The sequence below is a fragment of the Aquabacterium sp. genome (assembly GCF_036279675.1).
GTDB lineage: Bacteria > Pseudomonadota > Gammaproteobacteria > Burkholderiales > Burkholderiaceae_C > Aquabacterium.
Map to the genome: position 1 here is coordinate 19,357 of NZ_DASUIS010000031.1, position 24,605 is coordinate 43,961.

Sequence of the window (24,605 nt, forward strand, 5' to 3'; positions counted from 1 at the left end):
TTGCTTCAGGCAGGCAGCGAAACTCACCAAGACTCATCACGACCCAGCGCTTTCCTTCGCGATCACCCAGTTGTTGCCAGAGCGCACCATGTCCAGGCGCTTGCCACTGCTGATGCTGAGGCTGTCAGCCTTGTAGTCCTGGTGGAAGCGCACGGTGGCCTTGTTGCCATTGATGTCAACTTTGACGCCCGAGATTTTCACAGAAATATTGCGCTTGCTGGTGATGCGATCGCGGCGCTCCTGTTCCCAGGCCTTGCGGGTCTTGCCGCCGTTGAAGTCCTTGGCGTAGGCCGCGAAGTAGCCGTCCATGTCCTGCTTGCTCCAGGCCGCAGCCCAGGCCTTGACCGCGGACTCCACTTCGCGCTCCTGCGCGGCATCATTTTTGGGTTCAGCCACAGGCGCAGGAGCTGGCGCAGGCGCAGGCTTGACCACAGGTGCTGGTGCTGGTGTGGCCACGGGTGCCGGGGCAGGTGCTGGCTTGGGCGTGGCGACCGGAGGTGCTGGTGGAGCCACGGGCGCCGGTGTCGGTGCAGGGGTTGGTGTGGCCGATGCCGTGGTGATCGAATTGCGCTCCTTGGGGAAGAGGTCTCTGATCATGGCCAGCTTGGGGGCCACCTGAGAGCGCGTGTCGATCTGAAGAGCCTTGGAATAAGCCTGGCTGGCAAGCTTGGCGTACACATCACCCAGGTTCTCGTACGCGGTGGCGTAGCTGGGGTTGGTGCGGATGGCCATTTCCAGGGCCGTGCGGGCCTTGTCATATTGACCTTGCTGGGCGTAGAGCACAGCCAGGTTGTTGAACGGCTCGGGCAGCTCCGGGAAGTCTTCCGTGAGCTTGGTGAACGTGGTGATGGCTTCAGGCGTGCGGCCAGCTTGCGACAGGCTGATGCCACGCAGGAAACGCATCATGGGGTCACGCGGTTTGCTGGACAGGAACTGATCGGCCTTCTGCAGGGCTTCGGCATTCTTGCCGGCGGCGAGCAGCTTCTGGACATCGGAGATGTCGTCAGCGCGAACGCTCAGGGCCGTGACAGACAGGGCGGCGATGGCCAGGCACTTGGCGGCGAGAGCCGTGAGGCGAAGTCCAACTTGAGGCGCAACAGCTTGCATGGAGTGATGGTCCAGTTTGTTTGTAATGAGCGCTGGGTGGGCGCTGAATGCCGTGAAACCATTGCGCATTCACGGGGGCGCAACAGCTCGACGCAAACCTCCAGAGAATAGCAGTCTGCCTGCAGGAGGTGACTTGTCGGTCACCCTCGCTGGCGAGCAGGCCGCTATACTCAACGAATTGTATCTGAGCGGCGTCGTCGCTTAACGTCTTGTATCAGGTGTTGGTGCCAGCCAACCATGTTCGAATACATTCGCCGCAGATCCCCCCTTTGTCTCCCATGAGTTTGCGTCTATTCAATAGCCTGTCGCGTCAGGTCGAGCCTTTTGTTCCCATGACGCCCGGCCAGGTCCGCATGTATGTGTGCGGCATGACCATTTACGACTACTGCCATGTGGGCCACGCCCGCATGATGATGTCTTTCGACGTGGTGCAGCGCTGGTTGAAAGCCTCCGGCTTCGACGTGACCTATGTGCGCAACATCACCGACATCGACGACAAGATCATTCGCCGCTCGGTGGAGCGTGGCATCACGATTCGTCAGTTGACGGACGAGATGACCGTGGCCATGCACCAGGACATCGCAGCCTTGGGTATCGAGCCGCCGACCCATGAGCCACGCGCGACCGAATACGTCGGTCAGATGCTGGATCTCATCGGCAAGCTGGAAGCCAAGGGTCTTGCCTATCGTGCCAGCAATGGCGACGTGAACTATGCGGTGCGCAAGTTCGAGGGTTACGGCAAGTTGTCGGGCAAGTCGCTGGATCAGTTGCGTGCTGGCGAGCGCGTGGCCGTTGACGATGGCAAGCAGGATCCGCTGGACTTCGTGCTGTGGAAGTCCGCCAAGGCAGAAGAGCCCGCCGATGCGAAGTACCCGTCGCCTTATGGCGTGGGCCGCCCTGGCTGGCACATCGAGTGCTCGGCGATGTCGTGCTCGCTGCTGGGCGAGCAGTTCGACATCCACGGCGGTGGGCTGGATCTGCAGTTCCCTCACCATGAAAACGAGATAGCGCAAAGCGAAGGCGCCAACGGAAAGCCCCTGGCCAACTTCTGGCTGCACAACGGCTTCCTGAACGTCGACAACGAGAAGATGTCCAAGTCGCTGGGCAACTTCTTCACCATCCGCGATGTGCTCAAGAGCTACGACGGCGAAACCATCCGCTTCTTCGTGCTTCGTACCCATTACCGCAGCCCCTTCAATTACAGCGATGCCGGGCTGGATGACGCGCGCAATGGCTTGCGTCGCCTCTACACGGCGCTCGACGGTGTGCCGCTGGACGCGGCCGATGATGTCGCGATTGACTGGGCGGAGCCGTCGGCGGCCCGTTTCAAGGCCGCGATGGACGAGGATTTCAATACGCCGATCGCCGTGTCGGTGTTGTTCGATCTGGCTGCCGAGGTCAACCGCTCTCGCTCCGTCGAGGCGGCTCGCTTGTTGAAGGCGCTGGCTGGTGTGCTGGGCTTGCTGCAACAGTCGCCCAAGGCCTATCTGCAAGGCGGCACTGATGCATCCGGCGTCGACGCGCAGGCGATCGAGGCTTTGATCGTGGCCCGTGCCGAGGCCAAGAAGGCGCGCAACTTCGCGGAGGCTGATCGCATTCGCAACGAGTTGACCGCGATGGGCATCGAGTTGAAGGACAGCGCGCAAGGCACGACCTGGGTGAAAGCTTAAATGGGTACGTCTTCCGCCAAGCCGTCCACGACGAGTGACGCCGCCAGCGTGCTGGTGACGCCGCCGTATTGGGACGAGGCCTGCAAGCACCTGGCCAAGCGCGACCGGGTGATGCGCAAATTGATCTCGGATCATGGCTCGGCTCGCCTGTACAGCCGGGGCGATGCGTTCACCACGCTGGCGCGCTCGATCGTCGGGCAGCAGATTTCGGTCAAGGCTGCCCAATCCGTCTGGGAAAAGCTGCTGATGCTGTTCGGGCAGGAGCCGCCCGACAAGCGTGCCCCACTGTCCGTGCAGGGCTTGCTGGCGCAATCGCCCGAGAGCCTGCGGCAGGTGGGCTTGTCTGCCCGCAAGGTGGAGTACATGCGCGATCTGGCCAGGCACTTCGACGAAGGTCAGGTGCATGTGGGCCAATGGCAGCAGATGGACGATGAAGCCATCATCGAAGAGCTGATCGACATCCGTGGCATTGGCCGCTGGACTGCCGAGATGTTTCTGATTTTTCACTTGATGCGGCCCAATGTGTTGCCGCTGGATGACCTGGGCCTGATCAAGGGCATCAGCTTGAGCTATTTCAGTGGCGAGCCTGTGTCTCGCGCAGAAGCTCGTGACATCGCTGAAGCCTGGGCGCCGTACCGCACGGTCGGCACCTGGTACCTGTGGCGCAGCCTCGACCCGCTGCCCGTGGAATACTGACAAGGCCTGGAGTCTAGGAAAGGACGACGCCATGAGCAAAAGACACTTTCTGGAATTCGAGCAACCGATTGCCGAGCTGGAATCCAAAATCGAAGAGCTGCGTTATGTGCAGAGCGAATCGGCTGTTGACATCTCCGAAGAGATCGATCGCCTGAGCAAGAAGAGCCTGCAGCTCACCAAGGACATCTATTCGACCTTGAGCCCCTGGCAGGTCACGCAGATTGCGCGCCATCCTCAGCGCCCTTACACGCTGGATTACGTCAACGAGCTGTTCACGGACTTTCAGGAAATGCATGGCGATCGCCATTTCTCGGATGACCTGTCCATCGTGGGTGGGCTGGCGCGTTTCAACGGTCAGCCCTGCATGGTGCTGGGCCATCAAAAGGGCCGTGACACCAAGGAGCGCGCCATGCGCAACTTCGGCATGTCCCGCCCCGAGGGCTATCGCAAGGCGCTGCGCCTGATGCAGACGGCCGAGAAGTTCGGTCTGCCTGTGTTCACCTTCGTGGACACACCCGGCGCTTATCCCGGCATCGGTGCGGAAGAGCGCAACCAGTCCGAAGCCATCGGTCGCAACATCTTCGAGATGGCGCGTCTGGAAGTGCCCATCATCACGACCATCATCGGTGAGGGTGGTTCTGGCGGTGCGCTGGCCATCAGCGTGGCCGACCAGGTGCTGATGATGCAGTACTCGGTGTACTCGGTGATCTCACCTGAAGGTTGCGCGTCGATCCTGTGGAAGACGGCAGACAAGGCCTCTGATGCGGCCGAAGCGCTGGGCATCACGGCGCATCGCCTGAAGGCGCTGGGCCTGATCGACAAGATCGTCAGCGAGCCGGTGGGTGGCGCACATCGTGATCACAAGCAGGCCTGTGCGAACCTCAAGCGTGCGCTCAACGATGCGCTGCGCCAGGTCAGCGACATGAAGGTCAAGGACCTGCTGCAGACGCGCTACGACCGCCTGCAGAGCTACGGCCGGTACAACGACACCAAGGAGCATTGAGCTCCGGCGGTGGCGGCGGCACGTGAAGGACGGTGATGTCGGCCAGTGAGCTGCAACCGCATCGCGTCGCCGTGGCCTACAGCGCAGGGCGGGATTCCACCGCCCTGTTGCATGCGACAGCCTGCGCCGCACGTGAGTCTGGTGGCGTGGAGGTGCTGGCGCTGCATGTGCACCATGGGTTGAGCGCGCAAGCGGATGCCTGGCTGGCGCATGCCGAACAAACCTGTGCCGAATGGGCGCAGCAAGGCCTGCCTGTGCGCTTGTTGTCGCAGCGGGTGAGCGTGGCGCTCGATGCAGGTGACGGGGTCGAGTCAGCAGCAAGGCGGGCGCGCTATGCCGCCTTGGCCGACATGGCCCGGTCTGCTGGCGCAGATCTGATTTTGCTGGCCCATCATCGCCGGGATCAGGCTGAGACGGTGCTGCTGCAGGCGCTGCGGGGGGCTGGCGTCAAAGGCCTGGCGGCGATGCCCGCAGACATCGAGCGCGATGGGCTGCGATGGGTTCGCCCCTGGTTGCGCCACCCTCGTGTGGCGGTCGAGTCTTATGTCGACTTGCATGGCCTGGCCTTCGTCGATGACGACAGCAATGGCGACAACCGCTTTGCGCGCAACCGATTGAGGCTGGATGTCTGGCAGGCGCTGGAGGCCGCTTTTCCTCAGGCGGAAGCTGCACTGGCAGCTTCGGCTGACAGGGTGCAGGACGTGTTGGAGGGTGTCGAGGATTGGGCGCAGGGGCTGGTGGACTGGCTACACGTCCCTGGCGAAAAGGGCGCGGCTGCGAGTCCGGGCCTGGACGCTGCGCGCTGGGCAGAGTTGACCGGCGCCCAACGGCGTGTGTCGTTGGCGCATTGGTACCGTGGTTGGCAAGGGCAGTCTCTGCCTGCCTCCTGGTTGCTGCGGCTGGCGCAGGAGGTGCCAGGGCTGGTTTGCCGCGGGCAGCCTGCGCGCTGGCCCAGCATCGGTCTGGCGCTGTACCGAGGTGTTCTGCTGCCACTGGATCAGCACCATGCGCAGCCTGAAAACTCGCGCGAGCAAGGCGCAGCGCAGCCCGTAACGGGCCCGGTTGCGCCCGAGGCCTGCGAATGGCGCATCGACGTGCCGGGGGAGCAGCCCCTGTTGGCCTGGAGGGGCACATTGCGGGTGACGCCCGTTTCCCGTGGGGGGGTGGCGCCTGCGCTGCTCGAGGCGGTGCGGGCTACGGGGCGCACGGGTGGCGAGCAGTTCCAGGCCGGGCCTGGCAGGCCGCCCAGGTCGCTGAAAAAGCAGTTTCAGGCGGCAGGGGTCCCGCCATGGCAGCGCAGTGGGCCTTTGATCTGGTCAGGTGACCGACTCGTGTTTGTACCCGGATTGGGCGTGGACGCCAGGTGTCTGGCGCCTGCCGGGAGCACCCAGTGGGGCCTCGAATGGGTGCCTGACGCTCGTTAAATACCGGCCTGGTTGACCGTGGATGCAGCCATGAGGCTAAAATCGAGAGTTTGACCGCGCACGCATTTCTTCTTTCCTGGTGAATCTTCCCTTTGTGTACCCCTGCGTACCTTTGTGTACCTTTGTGTTAAGGCGTGCGGTCCTTTCCAACAACATCTGACATGGCACTGATCGTTCACAAATACGGCGGCACGTCGATGGGCTCTACCGAGCGCATCCGTAACGTGGCCAAGCGCGTGGCCAAGTGGGTGCGGGCGGGTCATCAACTCGTGGTCGTTCCTTCGGCCATGAGCGGTGAAACCAACCGTCTGCTGGGCCTGGCCAAAGAACTCTCCGCGAACCCCAGCGCTCGCGAACTCGACATGATCGCTGCTACAGGCGAGCAGGTGTCTTCGGGTCTGCTGGCCATTGCGCTGCAGGCCGAAGGCCTGGAGTCGGTCAGCTACGCTGGCTGGCAAGTGCCGATCAAGACCGACTCCGCTTTCACCAAGGCCCGCATCGAGAGCATCGACGACGCCCGCGTGCGTGCCGATCTGGCTGCCGGCAAGGTGGTGGTGATCACGGGCTTCCAGGGCGTGGACCCTGAAGGCAACATCACCACGCTGGGTCGTGGTGGTTCCGACACCTCGGCGGTGGCCGTCGCTGCTGCCATGAAGGCCGACGAGTGCCTGATCTACACCGACGTCGACGGTGTCTACACGACCGACCCTCGCGTGGTACCCGAAGCGCGTCGCCTGACCGCCATCAGCTTTGAAGAAATGCTGGAAATGGCCTCGCTGGGCTCCAAGGTGCTGCAGATCCGCTCGGTGGAATTCGCCGGCAAATACCGTGTGCCCCTGCGCGTGCTGTCCAGCTTCACGCCCTGGGATATCGATCTGGCTGAAGAAGCCAAGTCGGGCACGCTCATCAGTTTTGAGGAAGACGAAAAAATGGAACAAGCCGTTGTTTCGGGCATCGCGTTCAACCGCGACGAAGCCAAGATCACCGTGGTCGGCGTGCCCGACACCCCTGGTATCGCCTACCAGATCCTGGGCAAGGTTGCCGAGGCCAATATCGACATCGACGTGATCATCCAGAACGTCTCGCACGACGGCAAGACGGACTTCTCGTTCACCGTCCACCGCAACGATTTCGCCAAGACCGTGGAACTGCTCGAAACCAAGGTGCTGCCTTCGCTGGGCGCTGCCAAGGTGGTGGGCGATCCCAAGATCTGCAAGGTGTCGATCGTGGGCATCGGCATGCGCAGCCATGCTGGCATCGCGGCCACGATGTTCAAGACCTTGTCTGACGAGAGCATCAACATCCAGATGATCACGACCAGTGAAATCAAGACCTCCGTCGTCATCGACGAGAAGTACATGGAACTGGCCGTGCGCGCCCTGCACAAGGCGTTTGGCCTGGAAGAAGCCAAGGCCTGATCGACGTTGTTGATCGGCGTTGTTTTGAACGCAACAAGCAGATCGCTCGGATTTCTGGGCTAGAATGCTCGCTGTTGCTGGAGACGTGACCGAGAGGCCGAAGGTGCTCCCCTGCTAAGGGAGTATGTGGGCAAAACCTGCATCAAGGGTTCGAATCCCTTCGTCTCCGCCAGAACAAGAAGCCCCCAAGTGAGCAATCGCTTGGGGGTTTTTCTTTTGTCTCGATACCGCGAGCTTGAGCGTAAAGTGGCACCCGGCCACGTGTTGAATGCAGGCCAGTGCGTTGGGGGATTCGATGAACGACCTTCAGGTGGTTCTGTCAGCCATGTCAGAGGGCATCGTGATTCAGGATCGCGATGGTCGGGTCATTGAGGTCAACGATGCGGCACAGTCCATTCTCGGCCTGACATATGAGCAGTTGCTGGGGCGAACCTCCATGGAGGCGCGGTGGCGCTCTGTTCGTGAGGACGGCGCCGACTGGCCCGGGGCCGAACACCCCAGCATGGTCGCCTTGCGCAGCGCGCGGCCTCAGCGCAATCAGATCATGGGTGTTGACGCACCAGATCGCGGTCGGCGCTGGATCAAGATCAACGCATCGCCCATCTTCGACGATGGTTGTGCACAGCCTTCTCGTGTGGTGGCGTCCTTTGTGGACGTCACCGAGCAGGTGGACCTGCAAGCGCGATTGGCCCAATCCATCGACGAACTGGGTGACCTCTATAACAACGCACCGTGCGGCTATCACACGCTGGATTCGCGTGGTCGCTTCTTGCGCATCAACGAGACCGAGTTGCGCTGGCTGGGGCTGAGCAGGGAAGAGGTGCTGGGGCGACTGGGACCCACTGATTTCTTCACCGACGAGGGGCGTCAGGTGTTTCAGCGGCATTTCCCGGATGTGCTGGCAGGGCGCGCCATCGAAGGTCTGGAAGTGGATCTGGTCGGGCGCACGGGTGAACGCCGCAGGGTCAGTGTTCATGCTTCGGTGGTGCGCGATGCCGACGGCAGGTTTCTGCATACGCGCTCCGTGCTGCATGACATCACCTCCTTGCAGCAGGCAAGGCAGGTGCTGGAGCAAGTCACGCTGGATCAGTCCACGATGCTCAACAATGACCTCATCGGCATGGTCAAGGTTATTGATCGGCGTTTCGTGTGGGTCAACCCGGGCATGACACGGATATTTGGCTATGCCCCGCACGAGCTGGTGAACCAGCCTACGAGGTTGCTTTTCCTCAATGACGAGGACCACCAGAGCTTCGGGCGAGCGATCCTGGCGGACAGGTCGAAGGGCGAGTATGCGAGGGCGCAAAGCAGGATGCGCCGCAAGGATGGGCGCGTGCTGTGGATCGATGTCAACGCCGCCTTGCTGTCGGAGCAGTCGGGTGAGTCCCTGGGTTTCATGACGGATATCACCGAGCTGAAGGAGGGCGAGGAGGCGCGTTTCAGGGCCGTTCAACTCGAACTGGAGAACCAGCGCGTGAAGGAGCTGCTGCGCGAGCGGGAAGAACTGCTCGACGTACTGGCCCATGAGGTCCGGCAACCCTTGAACAATGCGTCGGCGGCCTTGCAGTCCGCAACAGGTTCAATGGAGCCCGCACGCAGCGAACAGATGGCCTCGCCTGCAGCCAGGGCCCGCCAGGTCATTCACGACGTGCAGGCCTGTATCGACAACACGCTGTCCGTGGCGTCGCTGCTGATGGCCAAGGGGCCCATTCAACGCGAGGACGTGGACATCGACATGGTGGTCAATCTGGCGATTGGTGATATGGCGCCCAGGCAGGTCGGGCGTGTGCTGATGGAGCGCCGTACCGAGACCCGTACGGCCTCTCTCGACGTGGGGCTGATGCGCCTGGCCCTGCGCAACCTGCTGTCGAACGCCTTGAAGTTCAGCCCGGAGAGTTCACCGGTGGTGATCCGCCTGTCGGATTGCGATCAACCCCTGGCCTTGCTGGTGGACGTGGTCGATGCTGGCGGTGGCATTGCCCCTGATCTGTGGCCCAGCTTGTTCGAGCGAGACGACAGGACCAGGCCGGTCGGCGGGGGCCGACGCAAGGGTCTGGGTTTGTACATCGTGCGCCGGGTGATGGAGCTGCACGGCGGGTCAGTTCAGATCCTGCGCAGCGACGCGACTGGCACCACCATGCGGCTGTTGATCGCACAGGGCGGTGACTACTGAAGGTCAGGCGTCGCCAGAGAAGCGCTCGTGCAGTTCGTCGGCCCAGCTGTCGATGTCGGACTTCGAGATGGCCAGCGTCTGCATCGCCAACTCGCCGCCCTTGGCCCATTCCGCGTGGGCATTGAGGCCCTGGAAACGCTGAATGATGTGCTCGACGACCAGGCACAGGGCGATCAGTTCATGGACGACGCTGGTGGCGCCCTCCTTGAGGTAGTCGTAGTCGTGGTGCAGCTTGACTGCGTTGGCGATGTCTTGCGTGAGGCCCCATGAGCGCGCCAGCAGCGAGCCGATGACCGTGTGGTCCGTGGCGTGACGTTCCTGCTCGACCTGGGTGAAAGCCAGTTCGCTGCGATTGGCCTCGACCAGCGTTTCGACGTAGGAGGGCTGGGTGAAGCGTTGTGCCAGCAGGGGAATGCCGACATCGGCGAACAGGCCCATGGTCTGAGCCGTTTCAGGATCGACGCCGACGCGGCGGGCGAGCATGCCCATGGCCTGGCTGCGCTTGGAGGACACGTCCCAGAAGCGGAAGAGGGCGGGGCCGTCGGTCGGCAACACCTTGCGCAAGGCGATTTCCGTGAGAATGTGCTCACATCGCTTGAAGCCGATGATGTTGAAGGCCTCGGTGACGTTGCCGATGCGACGGCTCATGCCCAGCCAGGGTGAGTTGGCGAGCTTGAGCAGTGCGGCCGACATGGCCACGTCCGAGTTGACGATCGCCACCAGGCGATCAATGCGCGGCTCGGCACGTTCCAGTTCCAGCTTGAGGTCGACCAGGGAGCTGGGTCGAGGTGGAATGGTGATGTCCTTGAGCATATCGCGCAGAGTGGGGGATGGCGCTGTCTTGCGCTTGTCGCTCCCAAGCTGAGATTCGATACTGGTTTGCATGAAGACTCCCTGTGGATAGGGTTTTATCGCCGTCTGGTGGGGGATCTGAATCCGAAAACCCGGATGGATATCGGTATTTTTGCTGTACGCGCCACAAATCAGTCAGGCGAGACAGTCCGCTACACTGAAGCCTCGGGAACGGCGCGCGCGCCAGGGTGCCGTAACGTTTTCCGTCAAGAGAACGCCTCTGCTCGGTCAGGGGCGTTTGCTTTGGTGGGTTAGTAGAAGGTTGAACGTGTTCAAGAATCTGACGGTGTATCGAATCGGGCCGGATTGGGCTGCCAGCGCAGCCGAAATCGAGGCGGTGCTGGACAAGGAGCGTTTTGTCGCCTGTGGCGCCACGCAGCAGAAGTCGTCAGGCTGGGTTGAACCTCGTGGCGAGGCCCATGCGCCGCTGGTGGAGGTGGTGGACGGGCACATGCTGCTCAAGCTCATGACCGAGCAGCGTGTGGTGCCGGGTTCGGTGGTCAAGCGTCGCACGGAAGAAATCGCCGAGCAGATGGAGAAGAACACCGGCCGCAAGCCAGGCAAGAAGATCATGAAGGAGCTCAAGGAGCAGGCTCTGCTGGAACTCCTGCCCATGGCTTTCACCAAGCAGGCGGTGACTCGGGTGTGGATTGCACCGAAGCAGCGCCTGTTGATGCTCGACTGCGGCAGCCAGTCCAAGGCGGACGAGGTGGTCACCATGCTGATCAATGCCAACCAGGGGCTGGCGCTGTCCTTGATCCAGACCGAGATGTCGCCCGCTGTGGCCATGACACATTGGCTGGGTTCGGGCGAGCCCCCTTATCAGTTCACGATCGATCGCGAATGCGAGTTGAAATCCACGGATGAGATGAAGTCGGTGGTGCGTTATGCGCGCCACGATCTGGATACCGATGAAGTGAAGCAGCACATTGTCAGCGGCAAGGTGCCCACGCGCGTGGCCATGACCTGGCGCGATCGCGTGTCCTTCATCCTCACCGAATCCATGCAGCTCAAGAAGGTGGCCTTCCTGGACGTGGTGTTCGAAGGCCCCATGGCGGCTGCCGGCAAGATGGACAAGGGCGAAGCCTTTGATGCCGATGCCGCGATTGCCACCGGTGAGCTGATCGAGTTGATCCCGGATCTGCTGGAGGCGCTCGGCGGCGAGCAGGTCATAGGCCTGGGTTCGACGCCACTTGCGTCGGATGCGCCGGTGCCGCCAGCCAGGACAGAATCTGCGCCACCACCCAGGGAGCTGCATCCAGCGGGAGATCATGCCCCGCCGTGGGATGTCTGAGCAAGGGTAGCTGCCAGCGCCGCGCCAGTTCGGCCGAGCAATCTGGATGGACCAGCCTGTCGCCCAGGCCGTTGAGGATCAACAGCGGTACGGGTGGCCTTTGCTGTGGCGCTCGGTAGCGCGTGGCGGCCCACAACTGGCGCAGGCCGTTTTGTGTGCTCACCGGGTGGGCGGCGCGCAGCGCAAGCCATCTGGCCATCGTGTCATCGGGATCGTTCGGGTGCCGCGTGGTCATGGCCATGATGGCGCGCTCCCAGCTTTGTGCGTCTGCCTGCCCCAGCAGCAGCTTCAGGATGAGGGGGTAGTTGCGCGCTTGCAGGCGATGCCAGAACGGACTGAAGGGCCGCAGACTGGTGTTGATCAGCGCACAACGGGTCAACTCGCCAGGATAGGCCTGCGCCCACGCGACGGTGACCATGGCCCCCAGGGACATGGCGATCACGCTGTAGGGCGGCCGGTGCCCCTGCGCCCGCAAACTGGCCCGGACGGACTCGACCATGGTCTCCACCCGCGTCGGGCTCACCTGCAGATGCAGCTCTCCGTTGCCGGGCAGATCAGGCGTCAGCACCAGGTCGCCAACTGGCAAGGCTTGCTGGAGCAAGGGCACGAAGGCGCCCCAGTGCCCTTGTTCGCGTGTCAGGCCTCGCAACAGTATCCAGGTGCTCATGACAGCCCTTTCATTTGGGTCTGACCAGGCCTGATCGCCTGGGCTTGGGCAGTTCGGGGTACCAGCGGGCCAGCGCCTGGCGGTGGTGCAGATCGCGCTCATGCTCGTCGGGCTGCCAGCGGCTGTGGCTGGCCACTGCGCGGGTCATGAAGTCCAGCAAGGCCATGTGCCGGCGCAAGACGCGTTGCTGTCGGTGCGCGATCAGCGGGTTGAAGATCCCATGGCGGCTGAACAGCTGGCGCGGGTTCTTCTTCACCCAGATCCACGAACCCATCTCCAGGGTGAGGGGCAGGAAGATGTGCTGAGGGTGCCGCTCTCGGCCCAGCAGGTAGAGGTGATCCCACAGATCACCATGTGTCAGGTAGTGCACGCTTTGCGGCTCGAACACATAGCGATGGTGTGCGTGGGTCTGGTCAAAGATGCGGTGCAGGGCGTGGAGCTCGGCCAGGTGCGCAAGGGGCTCGGTGGTGTGCGCAAAAGGAAACCAGATGCGGTCCTGCACACCAAATCCGGAGTGGCAATCGACGGCAGCACTGAAAGGGCTCGTCAACAATGATTGTTCGACCACCTGGCACAGGGCGTAGCTCTCTTCTTCCATGGGCGCGCGCTCCGGGCCCCGGTACCAGGGCAGGGTCGCACTCAGACGTTGCCCGCCAATCAGAAACGGCACGTCTTCCTTGGCGTCGATGGGGGCGTTGCGCATCAGGTCGACGCCATGTGGGTTGGCGCGCGTTCCTTGCCAGAGGCCGCCGGGGTTGACCAGGGGCATGAAGACCAGTCGGACGTCGCCCAGCAGATCGTGCAGCGCCTTGTCCCACTTCAGGCGGTGAACCAGGCTGCCCAGGTAGGCCAGCACGACTTCGGCGCCGATGCGCTCCAGGCCATGGACGCCGCCAAAAAAGCCGATGGCGGGCGCAGCCGGATCGCGGCTGCCCATGGTGACGGCCAGCACGTCAAACTGATGCGAGCCCATCGCGACCTTGCACATTGTCTGGGCGTCCAGATGCGTGCCGCCCAATTCAATCAGGCGATGTAGTTCTTCCAGTTCGGGCAGGGCGGATGCGGGCACGCTGGGGGCGTCGGTCGGACGACGTGGGTGGTGAAGCGAAACCCGAGAGCGTAGGTGCGGCACATGTCAGCTGTGCGACAAGCGGCGGGGGGCCTGTCACCGCCGTGTCATTTGCGCCTCATAAGCTGACGAGCCAGCCAGGACCGTTTTCTGGCAGGAGTACTCGCATGCATCGCTCCCATATGTCCCGCCCTATAGGGAGGCAGGCATTCAAAGTCGCGGTGATCACCTTGGCGGCTTTGGGTGGTCTGGTTGAATACGCGGCCCTGTTGCGTGTTCGCCTGAGTTCCCAACTCACGGCGTTGCGCCAGTTCTGAGTTCATGCGTTTATCGCATATGAAGCATTGATTTGCTTCGTTCTGCTGGAGGGGGCTTGTTCATACGATTCAGTCATCAAATCATGCTGATGTCTGCAATAAAGTCATGAAGAAACCCGCTGCATACCGCCCCATTCATTCGCCTCGTTGGTTCCTGCTGAATCTCACGCTGTCGGCCCTCGCTTTGACTTCAATCGGCGTGGCCTCCCTGGCGCCTGTGGTCGCCCACGCCAAGGAGGTCACGCTGCTCAACGTGTCGTACGACCCCACGCGAGAGTTTTATCAAGATTACAACAAGGCCTTCGCCAAATACTGGAAAGGCAAGACCGGCGACGACGTGACGGTTCGCACCTCACACGGTGGTTCCGGCAAGCAGGCCCGCTCTGTGATCGATGGCCTGGATGCCGATGTGGTGACACTGGCCCTGGCCTACGACATCGACGAAATCAGCCAGCGCGCCAAATTGTTGCCTGGCGACTGGCAAAAGCGCCTCAAGCACAACAGCTCGCCCTACACCTCCACCATCGTGTTCCTGGTGCGCAAGGGCAATCCGAAGGGCATCAAGGACTGGGATGACCTGGCCCGCCCTGGTGTGCAGGTGATCACGCCCAACCCCAAGACCTCGGGTGGTGCGCGCTGGAACTATCTGGCGGCCTGGGGCTATGCCGCGAAGAAATACGGCTCTGACGCCAAGGCGCAGGAGTTCGTGGGCAAGGTGTACAAGAACGTGCCGGTGCTGGACTCTGGCGCGCGTGGCGCGACGACCACCTTTGTGGAGCGCGGGATCGGTGACGTCCTGCTGGCCTGGGAGAACGAGGCGCTGCTGGCCATCAAGGAGCTGGGCCCGGACAAGTTCGACATCGTCGCCCCGTCCGTGAGCATCCTGGCCGAGCCCCCCGTGACCGTGGTCGACAAGGTGGTGGACAAGCGCGGCACGCGCGCGGTGGCACAGGCTTATCTGGACTACCTGTACTCAAATGAAGGGCAGGATCTGGCCGGGCAGAACTACTACCGGCCAATCGACCCTGCTGCAGCCGCCAAGTACGCCAGACTGTTCCCCAGGATCAACCTGTTCACGATCGATGAGGCCTTTGGTGGCTGGACCAAGGCACAGAAGACGCACTTCAGTGACGGTGGCGTCTTCGACCAGATCTACATCAAGCGCTGATCAGATATCGAACTGCTCGCCCGTCTCGGCACGGGCGGCCATGTCGACCACCTTGCGCGTCAGAGGTGGCGCAAAGGTCTCGATGAAAGCGTAGAAATAGTTGCGCAGGAAGGCGCCCTTGCGGAACGCCAGGCGCGTCATGTTGACGGCAAACAGGTGGCCCGCGCCGATACCGCGCAGGTTCAGGTCGCGCTCTTCGTCGAAGGCGATGGCCGCGACGATGCCCACGCCCATGCCCAGTTCCACATAGGTCTTGATCACGTCGGCGTCCATGGCGGTGAGCACGATGGAGGGTGTGATGCCTTCGCGGGCAAAGGCCTCATCGATGTGCGAGCGGCCCGTGTAGCCTTCGTCATACGTGATGAGGGGGAAGCGAGACAGGCGTTGCAGTGTCAGCGGCTCGCCATCCAGCAGAGGATGCCCGGGCGGCACCACCACCGCGTGCGTCCACGTGTAGCAAGGCAAGGTGACCAGTTGCGGGTACTGGGTCAGTGACTCGGTGGCGATGCCGATGTCGGCCTCTCCGCTGATGAGCATGTTGGCAATCTGGTGGGGCGAGCCCTGGTGCAGGCTGAGGGTGACCTGCGGGAACATCTCCCGGAAATCCTTGACCGCAGAGGGCAGGGCGTAGCGTGCCTGCGAGTGGGTCGCGGCGATCGACAACGGCCCGACGCCGTGCTCGGAAAAGTCGCGAGAAGCCTGGCGCAGGTTTTCGGCATCGGCCAGCATGCGCTCGACGATGGGCAGGACCTGCGCACCGGGCTCCGTCAAGCCGGTCAAGCGCTTGCCTGCGCGGACGAACAGGTCGATGCCCAATTCCTCTTCCAGCTCCCGGATCTGTCGGCTGACACCCGGCTGGGAGGTGTGCAGCGCATGGGCCACCTCGGTCAGGTTGAAGCCTCTGCGAACCGCTTCACGGACTGATCTCAGTTGCTGAAAGTTCATAAGCTTGCTCTCTACATGCGGATTTCGTATTTTGATGCTGTCGAAATATGCGTAAAACAATGATTTGCGCATATGCATGTGAAGAAACCGGATAAGCAGGGCTGGGCGCGGGTTGGGAAAACTTGAGCCATCAAGTGTGAGCAATTGAAACGAGGCGATCAGGTCGATGGTCGATGCCTGCCGGCGTCGTGCTCGCGGTCGGTGGCTCGGGTGTGCCGTTCCGGCTCGCGCGGATCTGCAATTTCCGGCATCCGCGTCAAATCCATCACATGTGATCGGACGACTCCTCTGGACACACGGCCGCTGGCATGAGTTGCTGGAAGCAGGTGTTCCACTCAATTGGAGTCCGTCATGCAGGCAAAGACACTCTGTTTCAGTTTTGTGGCCGGGCTGATGCTGGCCATGACCAAGCCCGCCATCGCCGGTGTACCGGAAGACGTGCGCAAGGACTTCGCCCATGCTGTTTACCATGGCTCACCTGAACTGGTTCACAACCGCAACCCGCAGCCGCTGTTGCGCGCGGTGATCGTGCTCAACGTGAAGCTCGATGACGGAGACCATTGGCGCGCAGAGGTGCTGCGGACCAATGACGAGCAGCCGGAGATGCTGGCGCGTGCGATGGAGACAGTGCGTCGCGCCCCGGCGATTCAGTTGACCGAGGAAGCCAAGGCCGAACTGCGCCGAAACGGCCTGATCGAGGCCTGGCTGTTCGACAATGACGGCAGCTTCCAGGTCAAGACACTGGCCAAGGCGCAACGGCGCACCATGTAAGGTCGGCAGGGCTGAGACTCAGGTCAGAATAGCGGGATGACTGATGCCCGCTCCTCCCTGATCATCTTCAGCCCCTCCGGCATCGTGCCGACGGCTGCCCCGGTACGCAAGGCAGCCAGACGGCTCGCCGCCTTGGGCTTCGATGCCCAGGTGGATGAATCGGCCCTGCTCAAGCACCAGCGCTTTGCTGGAGACGACGAGGTGAGGCTGGCGGCCATCCACCGTGTGGCTCAAACCGCACCTGATGTGGCCTTGGCCACACGCGGTGGTTACGGCCTGAGCCGCCTGCTGGACCGCATGGACTGGGCCGTGATTGCCAAAAGCGTGGAGCGCGGCACCGCTTGGGTGGGCTACAGCGACGTCACGGCCATGCAATTGGGTGCCCTGGCTCACAAGGCTACTGGCCCGGCCAAGGTGGAGGAGGGCGTGACCGCCGGTTTCTGGGCGGGCCCGATGGCCTGCGACGACTTTGGCCGTGCAGACAGCCCCGAAGGCGGCGACGATGTCACCCAGGATTGTTTTGTCGAGGCGATGACGGGCGAGCTGGAGGCCGTGGGCTTTCGCGCCGAAGCGGGCCACGACGGGCTGGAGGTGTCCGGCCGTTTGTGGGGGGGCAACCTGGCCATCGTGCAAGCCCTGCTGGGCACGCCGCACTTTCCCAAAATCAAGGGTGGCGTGCTCTTTCTGGAAGATGTGAACGAGCACCCATACCGGATCGAGCGGGCGCTGCTGCAATTGCACCAGACCGGCGTGCTTGAGCAACAGAAAGCCATCGTGCTGGGCGCGTTCACCGAATACCGCAAATCGCCCCTGGACCGTGGCTACAACCTGAAGACGGTCATTCAGTACCTGCGCACGCAGATCAAGACGCCCATCCTGACGGGGCTGCCTTTCGGGCACGTGCCGGTCAAGCTGACGCTGCCGCTGGGCCGTCAGGTCAACCTGGTGGTGCAAGGGCGCGACGCTTTTGTGATGTGGTGATCCTACCGGGCTGCGTGGGCGCCAAGGCAGGACACAATAGGTGCCCATGCACATCTTGCTGACCAGTCTTGCTCAACGCTTCCAAGCCGGTACCAGCCGGGGCGCCGGCGTGAGACACGTGTTGCGCCTGATGCACCTGGCGTTGGCCAGCCTGCTGCTGTCCGTGCTGGCAGCCTGTGACAACAGCCCGCATCCGGACGGCTCCGCTGCGCAGAACACGCTGTACACGGCGTTCAACGAACGTTCGCCCCGTTATCTGGACCCGACTTCGTCCTACAGCAGCAACGAGACGCCCTACACCTATCAGATCTACGAGCCGCTTTACGCCTACCACTACCTCAAGCGCCCCTATACCCTGATTCCGCGTGCGGCGCAGGCCGTGGTGGCGCCCCATTACGTGGACAAGCAAGGCCGCGCGCTGCCGGATGACGCGCCCGCCGATCAGATCGCCGAGAGCATCTACGAGATCCACATCAAGCCCGGCATCCTGTTTGCCCCGCATCCTGCCTTCGCCAAGGATGCGCAGGGCCAGTACCTGTATCACCACCTCAGCAGGCAGGACGTGGGCGACAAGCGCAGCCCCTGGCAGTTCGAGAAGCAGGGCACCCGCGAGCTGGTGGCTGACGACTACGTCTATGCCATCAAGCGCCACGCCACCACGCGCACGGCCGCACCGGTTTTTGGCACCTTCTCGGAGTACGTGGTGGGCCTGGCCGAGTACGGCAAGTTGATCCGCGCGGAAGACAAGAAGCTGCGTGCAGGCCTGGCGCCGTCGGTGCGAGACAAGCCTTTCCTGGATTTCCGCAAGTGGCCACTGGCCGGCGCCGAGGCCGTGGACAAACACACCCTGCGCATCCGCATCATGGGCAAGTACCCCCAGTGGAAGTACTGGATGGCCATGACCTTCCTGGCGGCCATTCCCTGGGAGGCAGATGCCTTCTATGCCCAGCCCGGCATGGCTGATCACGGCTTGTCGCTCAACACCTGGCCCGTGGGTACCGGGCCGTACATGATGGCCGAGTACGTGCAGGACCGCCGTCATGTGCTCAAGCGCAACCCGAACTACCGGGGTGAGCCCTATCCATGCGACGGCACGGCGCAGGACAAGGCCGAGGGCCGCCTGGCCGATTGCGGCAAGCCCACGCCCTTCATTGACACCATCGTTTTCAACATCGAAAAAGAATCGGTGCCGCAGGACACCAAGTTCCGCCAGGGCTATCTGGACGTTCCCGAGTTCGATCAGATGAGCTACGGGAACGCCTACAAGATACAGATGGAGGATTCGCCCTCCTTCAACAAGGAGTTCCAGGACAAGGGCATCGTGCTGTCGCGCAATGTGGATCTGTCGAGCAAGTACATGGGCTTCAACTGGCTGGATCCCGTGGTGGGCCAGGGCGACACACCCGAGCAGAAGCTGAAGAACCGCAAGCTGCGCCAGGCACTGTCGATTGCCATCGACTGGGACGAGTACAACCGCATCTTCCCCAAGGCGGCGGGTGAGGTCGCGCAAGGGCCCTTGCCTGGCGGCGTGTTCGGCTCGCGCCATGGCACGCTGCAGGGCGTCAATCCGGTGACACACAAGGTGGTCAATGGTTTGATTGTGCGCAGGCCCATCGAGGACGCGAAGAAGCTCCTGGCTGAAGCAGGCTATCCGGACGGCCGCGATGCCCGAACCGGCAAGCCGCTGGTGCTCAACTACGACTATGGTGCGCCCGCCACGCCCGAGGCCAAGGCCACGCTGGACTGGACCACCAAGCAGTTTGCCAAGCTCGGCATTCAACTGGAGATCCGTGCCACCGACTACAACCAGTTCCAGGACAAGGTCCGCCGGGGCAAACACCAGATCTTCAGTTGGGGCTGGCTGGCCGACTACCCGGATGCCGAGAACTTCCTCTTCCTGCTTTACGGGCCGGGCGCGAAATCCGTGCACGATGGCGAAAATGCCGCCAACTACCAGAGCCCCGAATACGACAAGCTCTACGCCAGGCTGCGCTTCATGGATGACGGCCCCGCCAAGCAGGCCGTGATCGACCAGATGGTGCGCATCCTGCAAGAAGATGCGCCCTGGTCCTGGGGCTACTTCCCTTATGCCTCGGGCGCCTATCACCGCTGGGTCCACAACGGCAAGCCCAGCATCATGGTGCGCGATCAGGCGCAGTACTACCGGCTGGACACGGCCGATCGCGCACGCAGCCTGCGTGAATGGAACAAGCCTTTCTACCTGCCGCTGGTATTGCTGGTGTTGATCCTGGCCTGCATGGGCTGGTGGGCGGCCCGCATGGTGAGGGCGCGCGACATGCGGACGGCCTTGCCGGCTGATCCTTCCACATCCTTGAGCAGGGGCCGCTGATGCTGCAATACATCCTGCGCCGCCTGGGCTACGGCTTCCTCATCCTGATCGGGGTCAACCTGATCACCTTCGTGCTGTTCTTCACCGTCAACACGCCGGATGACATGGCGCGGCTGAACATTGGCGGCAAGCGCGTCACGCCAGATCAGATCGAGAAGTGGAAGGTCGAGCGCGGCTACGACAAGCCCATGCTGTTCAATCCGCAGGCTGAAGGTGCGAGCAAGCTCACCGACACCGTGTTCTGGGACAGATCCATTTCCCTGTTCAAGTTCGAGTTTGGCCGGGCGGACAACGCCAGCGGTGGCGACATCGGCTACCAGATCCGCCAGCGCATGGGCGTGAGCCTGCAGCTCACGGTGCCGCTTTTCCTGATGGGGCTGCTGGCCAGCGTCATCTTTGCCTTGTGGCTGGTGATGTTCAGAGGCACACCCATTGATTTCTGGGGCGTGGTGCTGTGCGTGTTCATGATGTCGATCTCCAGCCTGATCTACATCATCGCGGGGCAGTTCATGTTTTCGCGCATGGCCAAACTGGCGCCGATCTCGGGCTATGCCAACGGGCTGGATGCCGTGCGCTTCCTGGTGTTGCCAATCTGCCTGATGCTGGTGGCCAGCCTGGCGGGGCAGGCGCGCTTCTTCCGCACCCTGTTTCTGGAAGAGTCCGGCAAGGACTATGTGCGTACGGCGCGGGCCAAGGGGCTGACTGAGGGCCGGGTCCTGAGTCGCCACGTGCTGCGCAACGCCATGCTGCCCATCATCACGAGCGCGGGTGCTTCTCTGCCGGGGCTGTTCATGGGCGGCTTGCTGACCGAGAGCTTCTTCGGCATCCCGGGCCTGGGCGCCTACACGATTGACGCCATCGCCAGCCAGGATTTCGCCATCGTTCGCTCGATGGTGTTCCTGGGTTCGGTGCTGTACATCCTCTCCAACATCCTGATCGATGTGGCCTATACCTGGGCCGATCCTCGGGTGCGGATGCAATAAGGCGGGCGCGACACATCATGGGATTCAAGACCGTCATCTTGTGGACCGACGTGGTGCTGTGGCTGATGCTGCTGGGCCTGGTCCAGTATGTTCGTGTGGTCAGGCGAGACGAGGCCTTGCGTGCCACCTGGCAGCGCGTGTTCGTCACGCCTGCGGGCATGGCCTCTGCTGTGGTGTTGACGGCCATGCTGCTGGTGACCCTGGCTGACAGCTTCCACTTCCGCCGCGCGCTGCCCATCGTCAATGGCGGCGCTCAGGCCTATGACACCCGCACCGAATCCGTGCTGGATCAGGGGCTGGCCAAGTTGATTGCCAGCAGGGAGAACAGCTACTCCAGCCCCTTGGCGACCCATGGCTTCACCAAGGAAACCGTGCCGCCCAAGGCTGGCGCCAAGCCGGAGCTGGATGAAAACGGCCTGCCGGCGCTGCCCAAGCGTGAGTTTCCCCGTCTCAAGCATGGTGGGGCTGGTTTGACCGACACGGACAAGGGCTGGGCGGCTGATGTGGCGCAACGCGTGCTGGCCGGAACGGCTGGCGGCGCGGGCATCGCCCTGGTCCTGTTTGTGGCACTGCGTTCCCGCATGGGTGATGACAACCCGCTTGCCTGGCGCGCGGCCTGGCTGACCGCCAGTTGCCTGGGCTTCCTGCTGGCCTGGGGCGTGGCCTTGAGCTGGGGCGATGGCTATCACGTGCTGGGCACGGACCGCACGGGCAACGATGTGCTCTACATCACCATCAAGAGCATCCGCACGGCTTTCGTGATCGGCAGCCTGGCGACCATTGCCACGATTCCCCTGGCGCTGGCGTTCGGGATTGCCGCGGGCTACTTCAAGGGCTGGATCGATGACGTCATCCAGTATCTCTACACGGTGTTGTCGTCGGTGCCGAACATTCTGCTGATCGCCGCCTGCGTGTTGATGATGCAGGTGTTCATCGACAAGCACCCGGAACTGTTCGAAACCGGTCTGGAGCGGGCCGACCTGAAGATCTTTCTGCTGTGCGTGATCCTGGGGCTCACGGGGTGGGCCGGCTTGTGCCGCATGCTGCGCGCCGAGACGCTCAAGCTGCGCGAGCTGGAGTACGTGCAGGCGGCCACAGCCTTTGGCGCGAGCCCCTGGCGCATCATGCGCCGCCACATCCTGCCCAATGTGATGCACCTGGTGCTGATCACCACGGTCATCGAGTTTTCCAGCCTGATCCTGTACGAGGCCGTGTTGTCCTATGTGGGCATCGGCGTCGACCCGTCGATGAACAGCTTTGGCGGCATGATCAACCAGGCGCGTGTCGAGATGTCGCGCGATCCGGTGGTGTGGTGGTCTTTTGCGTCGGCTTTCGTGTTCATGGTGGGCATCGTGTTGTCTGCCAACCTGTTTGCCGATGCGGTGCGGGATGCCTTTGATCCGCGTGCCCGTGTTGCCCGTCCTGTCAAACGCCTGGCGGCGGCAAGCTGAGGAGCCCGACCATGTTGCAACTGCAAGATCTGCAAGTGGTGCTGGATGCCGATGCCGGCCTGGTCAAGGCGCTCGATGGTGTCAGCCTGACGCTGCAGCGTGGCGAAACCTTTGCCCTGGTGGGGGAGTCGGGCTGCGGCAAGAGCATGACGGCGCTGGCCATCATGCGGTTGTTGCCAGATAACGGCCGTGTGATGCGTGGTCGTGTGGCCTTGAGCAACAAGGTGCCCGACGCCAAGCCCAACGAGTTGCTGGCGCTGCCCGAGTCCAGCATGCGCCGCATCCGTGGGGGCCGTGTCGGCATCATTTTTCAGGAGCCTGCGACCAGCCTGAACCCCGTCATGCGCGTGGGCGATCAGATCGTCGAGGCCATCGAGGCGCACACGAACCTGCGCGGGGTACATGCCCGCAACAAGGCCATCAATTGGCTCAAGCGCGTCGGCATCCCCGAGCCCGAGCGCCGCATCGACAGCTACCCCTTCGAGATGAGTGGTGGCCAGAAGCAGCGCGTGATGATCGCGATGACGCTGGCGGCCGAGCCCGATTTCCTGATTGCGGACGAGCCCACCACGGCGCTGGACGTGACCATTCAGAAGCAGGTGCTGGACCTGCTCAAGGAACTGCAAGGCGAGCGGCAACTGGGTCTGCTGTTGATCACACACGATCTGGCCGTGGTGGCCGACATGGCGCACCGCGTGGCCCTCATGTACGCCGGGCAGATCATCGAAGAGGCGCCAGCCGAGGTGTTCTTCAAGCGCCCCCGCCATCCTTATGCCCGCAGCCTGTTGCAGGCTTTGCCGGATGGCGTGCTGCGTGGCCAGAAGCTGGCCGCTATTGCCGGTACGGTGCCACCCTTGTGGCAAACCTTTACCGCATGCCGATTCGAGCCTCGTTGTGAGCGCGCGCAGGCGCAGTGCCGTGCGCAGGCGCCCAAGCTGGAGCGTCTGGGGCAGCAATCGGTGCGGTGCTTTTTCCCCGTGACGCCGGATGCGTCTGCATCGCCACCTGGCACGGGTCAGGCTGTTGGTGCTCAGGCGGTTCAGTCTTCGTCCATCGCCGCGTCGAGCTCGACGCCCTTGCTGGACGTGCGCGGGCTGAGCGTGCGCTTTACTTCTGGTGGCGGCTTGTTCCGCCAGCCTCATGTCGTGCAGGCGGTGTCCGACGTGTCGTTCCAGGTGCATGCCGGGCAGACCTTGGCACTGGTGGGGGAGTCCGGTTGCGGCAAGACCACGACGGGGCGCGCCATCGTGCAGTTGCTGCGCGGGCAGCCTCAGATTCAGGTGGCAGGCGAGGCCTGGCTGGATGCGGGTGCAGCCAGTGGTGCCGGTCGGCTCGATTTGTTTGCCATGCAGTCGGCGGCCTTGTTGAACGCGCGCCGCTCCGTGCAGATGGTGTTCCAGGATCCGTTCGCTTCGCTCAACCCGCGCATGCGCGTTCAGGACATTCTGCAAGAAGGCCTGGTGATTCTGCGCCCTGACTGGTCACAGGATCAGCGCATGGCACGCGTGCGCGAACTGGTCGAGCGGGTGGGCTTGCGCGCCGATGCGCTCCATCGCTTTCCGCATGAGTTCTCGGGGGGCCAGCGTCAGCGCCTGGCGATCGCGCGTGCGCTGGCGGTGGAGCCGCGTGTTCTGGTGTGCGATGAGCCGACCTCTGCGCTGGATGTGTCCGTGCAGGCGCAGATCCTCAACCTGTTGAGGGAGTTGCAGCAGCAACTAGGCCTGGGCATGCTGTTCATTACCCACAACATGGGCGTGGTCGCCTATCTGGCGGATCGTGTGGCCGTGATGAAGGCCGGACGCGTGGTGGAGCAGGGCGATGCGCAGGCCGTGTTCGAATCGCCTCAGGACGGCTACACCCGTACCTTGCTGACCGCCGTGCCCAAGCGGCCGGTGTGAAGGCTTGTCAGATGCCCATCTTGCCGAGCGTGTCCATCACGTCGCGCAAGGTGTTGGCCAGATAAGGGTGCTCGGCGGCGAAGCGTGCTTCGATCTGCTGGGCACGGTCTTCCAGCGTGGCGTCGTCAGCTTCACGCGTCAAGGGGCTGCCTTGCGCGAGCACTTTCTGGATGTCCTGATCCAGCGTCTGCAGCTGCTGCTTGAGTTGTTCGTCAACAGGCTGACCAGACTCCAGTTCGGTCTGCAACTTCTTCAACAGCGATGCCAGCTCTTGTTTGTCCATGTGGTGTTCTCCGGTTCACGCTTTGATTGTGCCAAGCGAAGGCTCTCGCGCCTAGGCCATGGCACCATCATCAACGTGATCCAGA

General features: G+C 62.7%; 20 protein-coding genes, 1 tRNA gene and 1 pseudogene. 16 read left to right on the forward strand and 6 right to left on the reverse strand.

Translation table 11 applies throughout. From position 1 onward, the window contains the following. Positions 1–36: 36 nt before the first annotated feature. Positions 37–1,107, reverse strand: a complete 1,071-nt coding sequence (locus VFW93_RS03025) for a tetratricopeptide repeat protein (RefSeq protein ID WP_329692508.1) — start codon at positions 1,105–1,107, stop codon at positions 37–39. A 278-nt stretch (positions 1,108–1,385) separates the two neighbouring features. On the opposite strand from VFW93_RS03025, the gene cysS reads away from it, so the two are divergent. From cysS to VFW93_RS03060, 7 genes are all read left to right on the forward strand, one after another. Continuing rightward, positions 1,386–2,777 carry a cysteine--tRNA ligase gene (gene cysS / locus VFW93_RS03030; RefSeq protein ID WP_329692509.1) on the forward strand — a complete coding sequence of 464 codons (1,392 nt, stop codon included), beginning with the start codon at positions 1,386–1,388 and terminating at the stop codon, positions 2,775–2,777. Continuing rightward, the gene (locus VFW93_RS03035) at positions 2,778–3,473 is read left to right on the forward strand and encodes a DNA-3-methyladenine glycosylase (RefSeq protein WP_329692510.1); all 696 of its coding nucleotides are present in this window, start codon (positions 2,778–2,780) and stop codon (positions 3,471–3,473) included. A gap of 31 nt (positions 3,474–3,504) precedes the next feature. Then, complete coding sequence (locus VFW93_RS03040; RefSeq protein WP_329692511.1) at positions 3,505–4,476, forward strand: acetyl-CoA carboxylase carboxyltransferase subunit alpha; 972 nt, start codon at positions 3,505–3,507, stop codon at positions 4,474–4,476. A 35-nt stretch (positions 4,477–4,511) separates the two neighbouring features. Beyond that, positions 4,512–5,900 (forward strand): tRNA lysidine(34) synthetase TilS, encoded by a 1,389-nt coding sequence (gene tilS, locus VFW93_RS03045; RefSeq protein ID WP_329692512.1) that lies wholly within the window; start codon positions 4,512–4,514, stop codon positions 5,898–5,900. A gap of 161 nt (positions 5,901–6,061) precedes the next feature. Then, a complete protein-coding gene (locus VFW93_RS03050) occupies positions 6,062–7,318 on the forward strand; it encodes an aspartate kinase (protein ID WP_329692513.1) in 1,257 nt (418 codons plus the stop codon). Between the two features lie 79 nt (positions 7,319–7,397). After that, a tRNA-Ser gene (locus VFW93_RS03055) sits at positions 7,398–7,490 on the forward strand. Between the two features lie 123 nt (positions 7,491–7,613). Then, positions 7,614–9,491 carry a PAS domain S-box protein gene (locus tag VFW93_RS03060; protein ID WP_329692514.1) on the forward strand — a complete coding sequence of 626 codons (1,878 nt, stop codon included), beginning with the start codon at positions 7,614–7,616 and terminating at the stop codon, positions 9,489–9,491. A 3-nt stretch (positions 9,492–9,494) separates the two neighbouring features. Here VFW93_RS03060 and VFW93_RS03065 read toward each other — a convergent pair whose 3' ends face one another. Continuing rightward, complete coding sequence (locus VFW93_RS03065; protein WP_329692515.1) at positions 9,495–10,376, reverse strand: HDOD domain-containing protein; 882 nt, start codon at positions 10,374–10,376, stop codon at positions 9,495–9,497. A gap of 235 nt (positions 10,377–10,611) precedes the next feature. On the opposite strand from VFW93_RS03065, the gene VFW93_RS03070 reads away from it, so the two are divergent. Continuing rightward, entirely contained in the window at positions 10,612–11,637 is a 1,026-nt protein-coding gene (locus VFW93_RS03070) for a recombination-associated protein RdgC (RefSeq protein ID WP_329692516.1), read from the forward strand. A gap of 22 nt (positions 11,638–11,659) precedes the next feature. Here VFW93_RS03070 and VFW93_RS03075 read toward each other — a convergent pair. Together VFW93_RS03075 and VFW93_RS03080 are read right to left on the reverse strand one after the other, a co-directional pair. Continuing rightward, positions 11,660–12,406 (reverse strand): annotated as a pseudogene (locus VFW93_RS03075) (alpha/beta fold hydrolase); the annotation flags it as partial. After that, on the reverse strand, positions 12,315–13,373 hold the full coding sequence (locus tag VFW93_RS03080) for a M14 family zinc carboxypeptidase (protein WP_329692517.1): 1,059 nt from the start codon (positions 13,371–13,373) through the stop codon (positions 12,315–12,317). The gene VFW93_RS03080 and the pseudogene VFW93_RS03075, both read right to left, overlap by 92 nt. Positions 13,374–13,540: 167 nt before the next feature. Between VFW93_RS03080 and VFW93_RS03085 the strand changes: the two genes are divergently transcribed. Next, positions 13,541–13,690, forward strand: a complete 150-nt coding sequence (locus VFW93_RS03085; protein WP_329692518.1) for a hypothetical protein — start codon at positions 13,541–13,543, stop codon at positions 13,688–13,690. 106 nt (positions 13,691–13,796) lie between these two features. Beyond that, the gene (locus VFW93_RS03090; protein WP_329692519.1) at positions 13,797–14,858 is read left to right on the forward strand and encodes a sulfate ABC transporter substrate-binding protein; all 1,062 of its coding nucleotides are present in this window, start codon (positions 13,797–13,799) and stop codon (positions 14,856–14,858) included. Here the strand turns inward: VFW93_RS03090 and VFW93_RS03095 are convergent, their stop codons facing one another. After that, positions 14,859–15,803 (reverse strand): CysB family HTH-type transcriptional regulator, encoded by a 945-nt coding sequence (locus tag VFW93_RS03095; RefSeq protein WP_329692520.1) that lies wholly within the window; start codon positions 15,801–15,803, stop codon positions 14,859–14,861. It lies immediately after the preceding gene. Between the two features lie 351 nt (positions 15,804–16,154). On the opposite strand from VFW93_RS03095, the gene VFW93_RS03100 reads away from it, so the two are divergent. From VFW93_RS03100 to VFW93_RS03125, 6 genes are all read left to right on the forward strand, one after another. Then, a complete protein-coding gene (locus VFW93_RS03100) occupies positions 16,155–16,574 on the forward strand; it encodes a hypothetical protein (RefSeq protein ID WP_329692521.1) in 420 nt (139 codons plus the stop codon). Between the two features lie 36 nt (positions 16,575–16,610). Then, positions 16,611–17,555 (forward strand): LD-carboxypeptidase, encoded by a 945-nt coding sequence (locus VFW93_RS03105; RefSeq protein WP_329692522.1) that lies wholly within the window; start codon positions 16,611–16,613, stop codon positions 17,553–17,555. 109 nt (positions 17,556–17,664) lie between these two features. Beyond that, a complete protein-coding gene (locus VFW93_RS03110) occupies positions 17,665–19,905 on the forward strand; it encodes an ABC transporter substrate-binding protein (RefSeq protein WP_329692546.1) in 2,241 nt (746 codons plus the stop codon). Beyond that, positions 19,905–20,888, forward strand: a complete 984-nt coding sequence (locus VFW93_RS03115; protein ID WP_329692523.1) for an ABC transporter permease — start codon at positions 19,905–19,907, stop codon at positions 20,886–20,888. Before VFW93_RS03110 ends, VFW93_RS03115 begins: the two co-directional genes overlap by 1 nt. Positions 20,889–20,905: 17 nt before the next feature. Continuing rightward, positions 20,906–22,339, forward strand: coding sequence for an ABC transporter permease (locus tag VFW93_RS03120; protein WP_329692524.1), 1,434 nt, complete (start codon positions 20,906–20,908; stop codon positions 22,337–22,339). Between the two features lie 11 nt (positions 22,340–22,350). Continuing rightward, entirely contained in the window at positions 22,351–24,237 is a 1,887-nt protein-coding gene (locus VFW93_RS03125; protein WP_329692525.1) for an ABC transporter ATP-binding protein, read from the forward strand. A 7-nt stretch (positions 24,238–24,244) separates the two neighbouring features. Here VFW93_RS03125 and VFW93_RS03130 read toward each other — a convergent pair whose 3' ends face one another. Then, a complete protein-coding gene (locus VFW93_RS03130) occupies positions 24,245–24,520 on the reverse strand; it encodes a DUF4404 family protein (protein ID WP_329692526.1) in 276 nt (91 codons plus the stop codon). Positions 24,521–24,605: the final 85 nt, after the last annotated feature.

What these genes read in the sequence shown, in the direction of transcription:
- VFW93_RS03120 (WP_329692524.1), top strand. Translation starts at nt 20,906, where the DNA reads ATGGGATTCAAGACCGTCATCTTGTGGACCGACGTGGTGCTGTGGCTG.
- VFW93_RS03040 (WP_329692511.1), top strand. Translation starts at nt 3,505, where the DNA reads ATGAGCAAAAGACACTTTCTGGAATTCGAGCAACCGATTGCCGAGCTG.
- VFW93_RS03130 (WP_329692526.1), bottom strand. Translation starts at nt 24,520, where the DNA reads ATGGACAAACAAGAGCTGGCATCGCTGTTGAAGAAGTTGCAGACCGAA.
- VFW93_RS03090 (WP_329692519.1), top strand. Translation starts at nt 13,797, where the DNA reads ATGAAGAAACCCGCTGCATACCGCCCCATTCATTCGCCTCGTTGGTTC.
- VFW93_RS03035 (WP_329692510.1), top strand. Translation starts at nt 2,778, where the DNA reads ATGGGTACGTCTTCCGCCAAGCCGTCCACGACGAGTGACGCCGCCAGC.
- cysS (WP_329692509.1), top strand. Translation starts at nt 1,386, where the DNA reads ATGAGTTTGCGTCTATTCAATAGCCTGTCGCGTCAGGTCGAGCCTTTT.
- VFW93_RS03050 (WP_329692513.1), top strand. Translation starts at nt 6,062, where the DNA reads ATGGCACTGATCGTTCACAAATACGGCGGCACGTCGATGGGCTCTACC.
- VFW93_RS03085 (WP_329692518.1), top strand. Translation starts at nt 13,541, where the DNA reads ATGCATCGCTCCCATATGTCCCGCCCTATAGGGAGGCAGGCATTCAAA.
- VFW93_RS03060 (WP_329692514.1), top strand. Translation starts at nt 7,614, where the DNA reads ATGAACGACCTTCAGGTGGTTCTGTCAGCCATGTCAGAGGGCATCGTG.
- VFW93_RS03125 (WP_329692525.1), top strand. Translation starts at nt 22,351, where the DNA reads ATGTTGCAACTGCAAGATCTGCAAGTGGTGCTGGATGCCGATGCCGGC.
- VFW93_RS03105 (WP_329692522.1), top strand. Translation starts at nt 16,611, where the DNA reads ATGACTGATGCCCGCTCCTCCCTGATCATCTTCAGCCCCTCCGGCATC.
- tilS (WP_329692512.1), top strand. Translation starts at nt 4,512, where the DNA reads ATGTCGGCCAGTGAGCTGCAACCGCATCGCGTCGCCGTGGCCTACAGC.
- VFW93_RS03115 (WP_329692523.1), top strand. Translation starts at nt 19,905, where the DNA reads ATGCTGCAATACATCCTGCGCCGCCTGGGCTACGGCTTCCTCATCCTG.
- VFW93_RS03095 (WP_329692520.1), bottom strand. Translation starts at nt 15,803, where the DNA reads ATGAACTTTCAGCAACTGAGATCAGTCCGTGAAGCGGTTCGCAGAGGC.
- VFW93_RS03100 (WP_329692521.1), top strand. Translation starts at nt 16,155, where the DNA reads ATGCAGGCAAAGACACTCTGTTTCAGTTTTGTGGCCGGGCTGATGCTG.
- VFW93_RS03065 (WP_329692515.1), bottom strand. Translation starts at nt 10,376, where the DNA reads ATGCAAACCAGTATCGAATCTCAGCTTGGGAGCGACAAGCGCAAGACA.
- VFW93_RS03025 (WP_329692508.1), bottom strand. Translation starts at nt 1,107, where the DNA reads ATGCAAGCTGTTGCGCCTCAAGTTGGACTTCGCCTCACGGCTCTCGCC.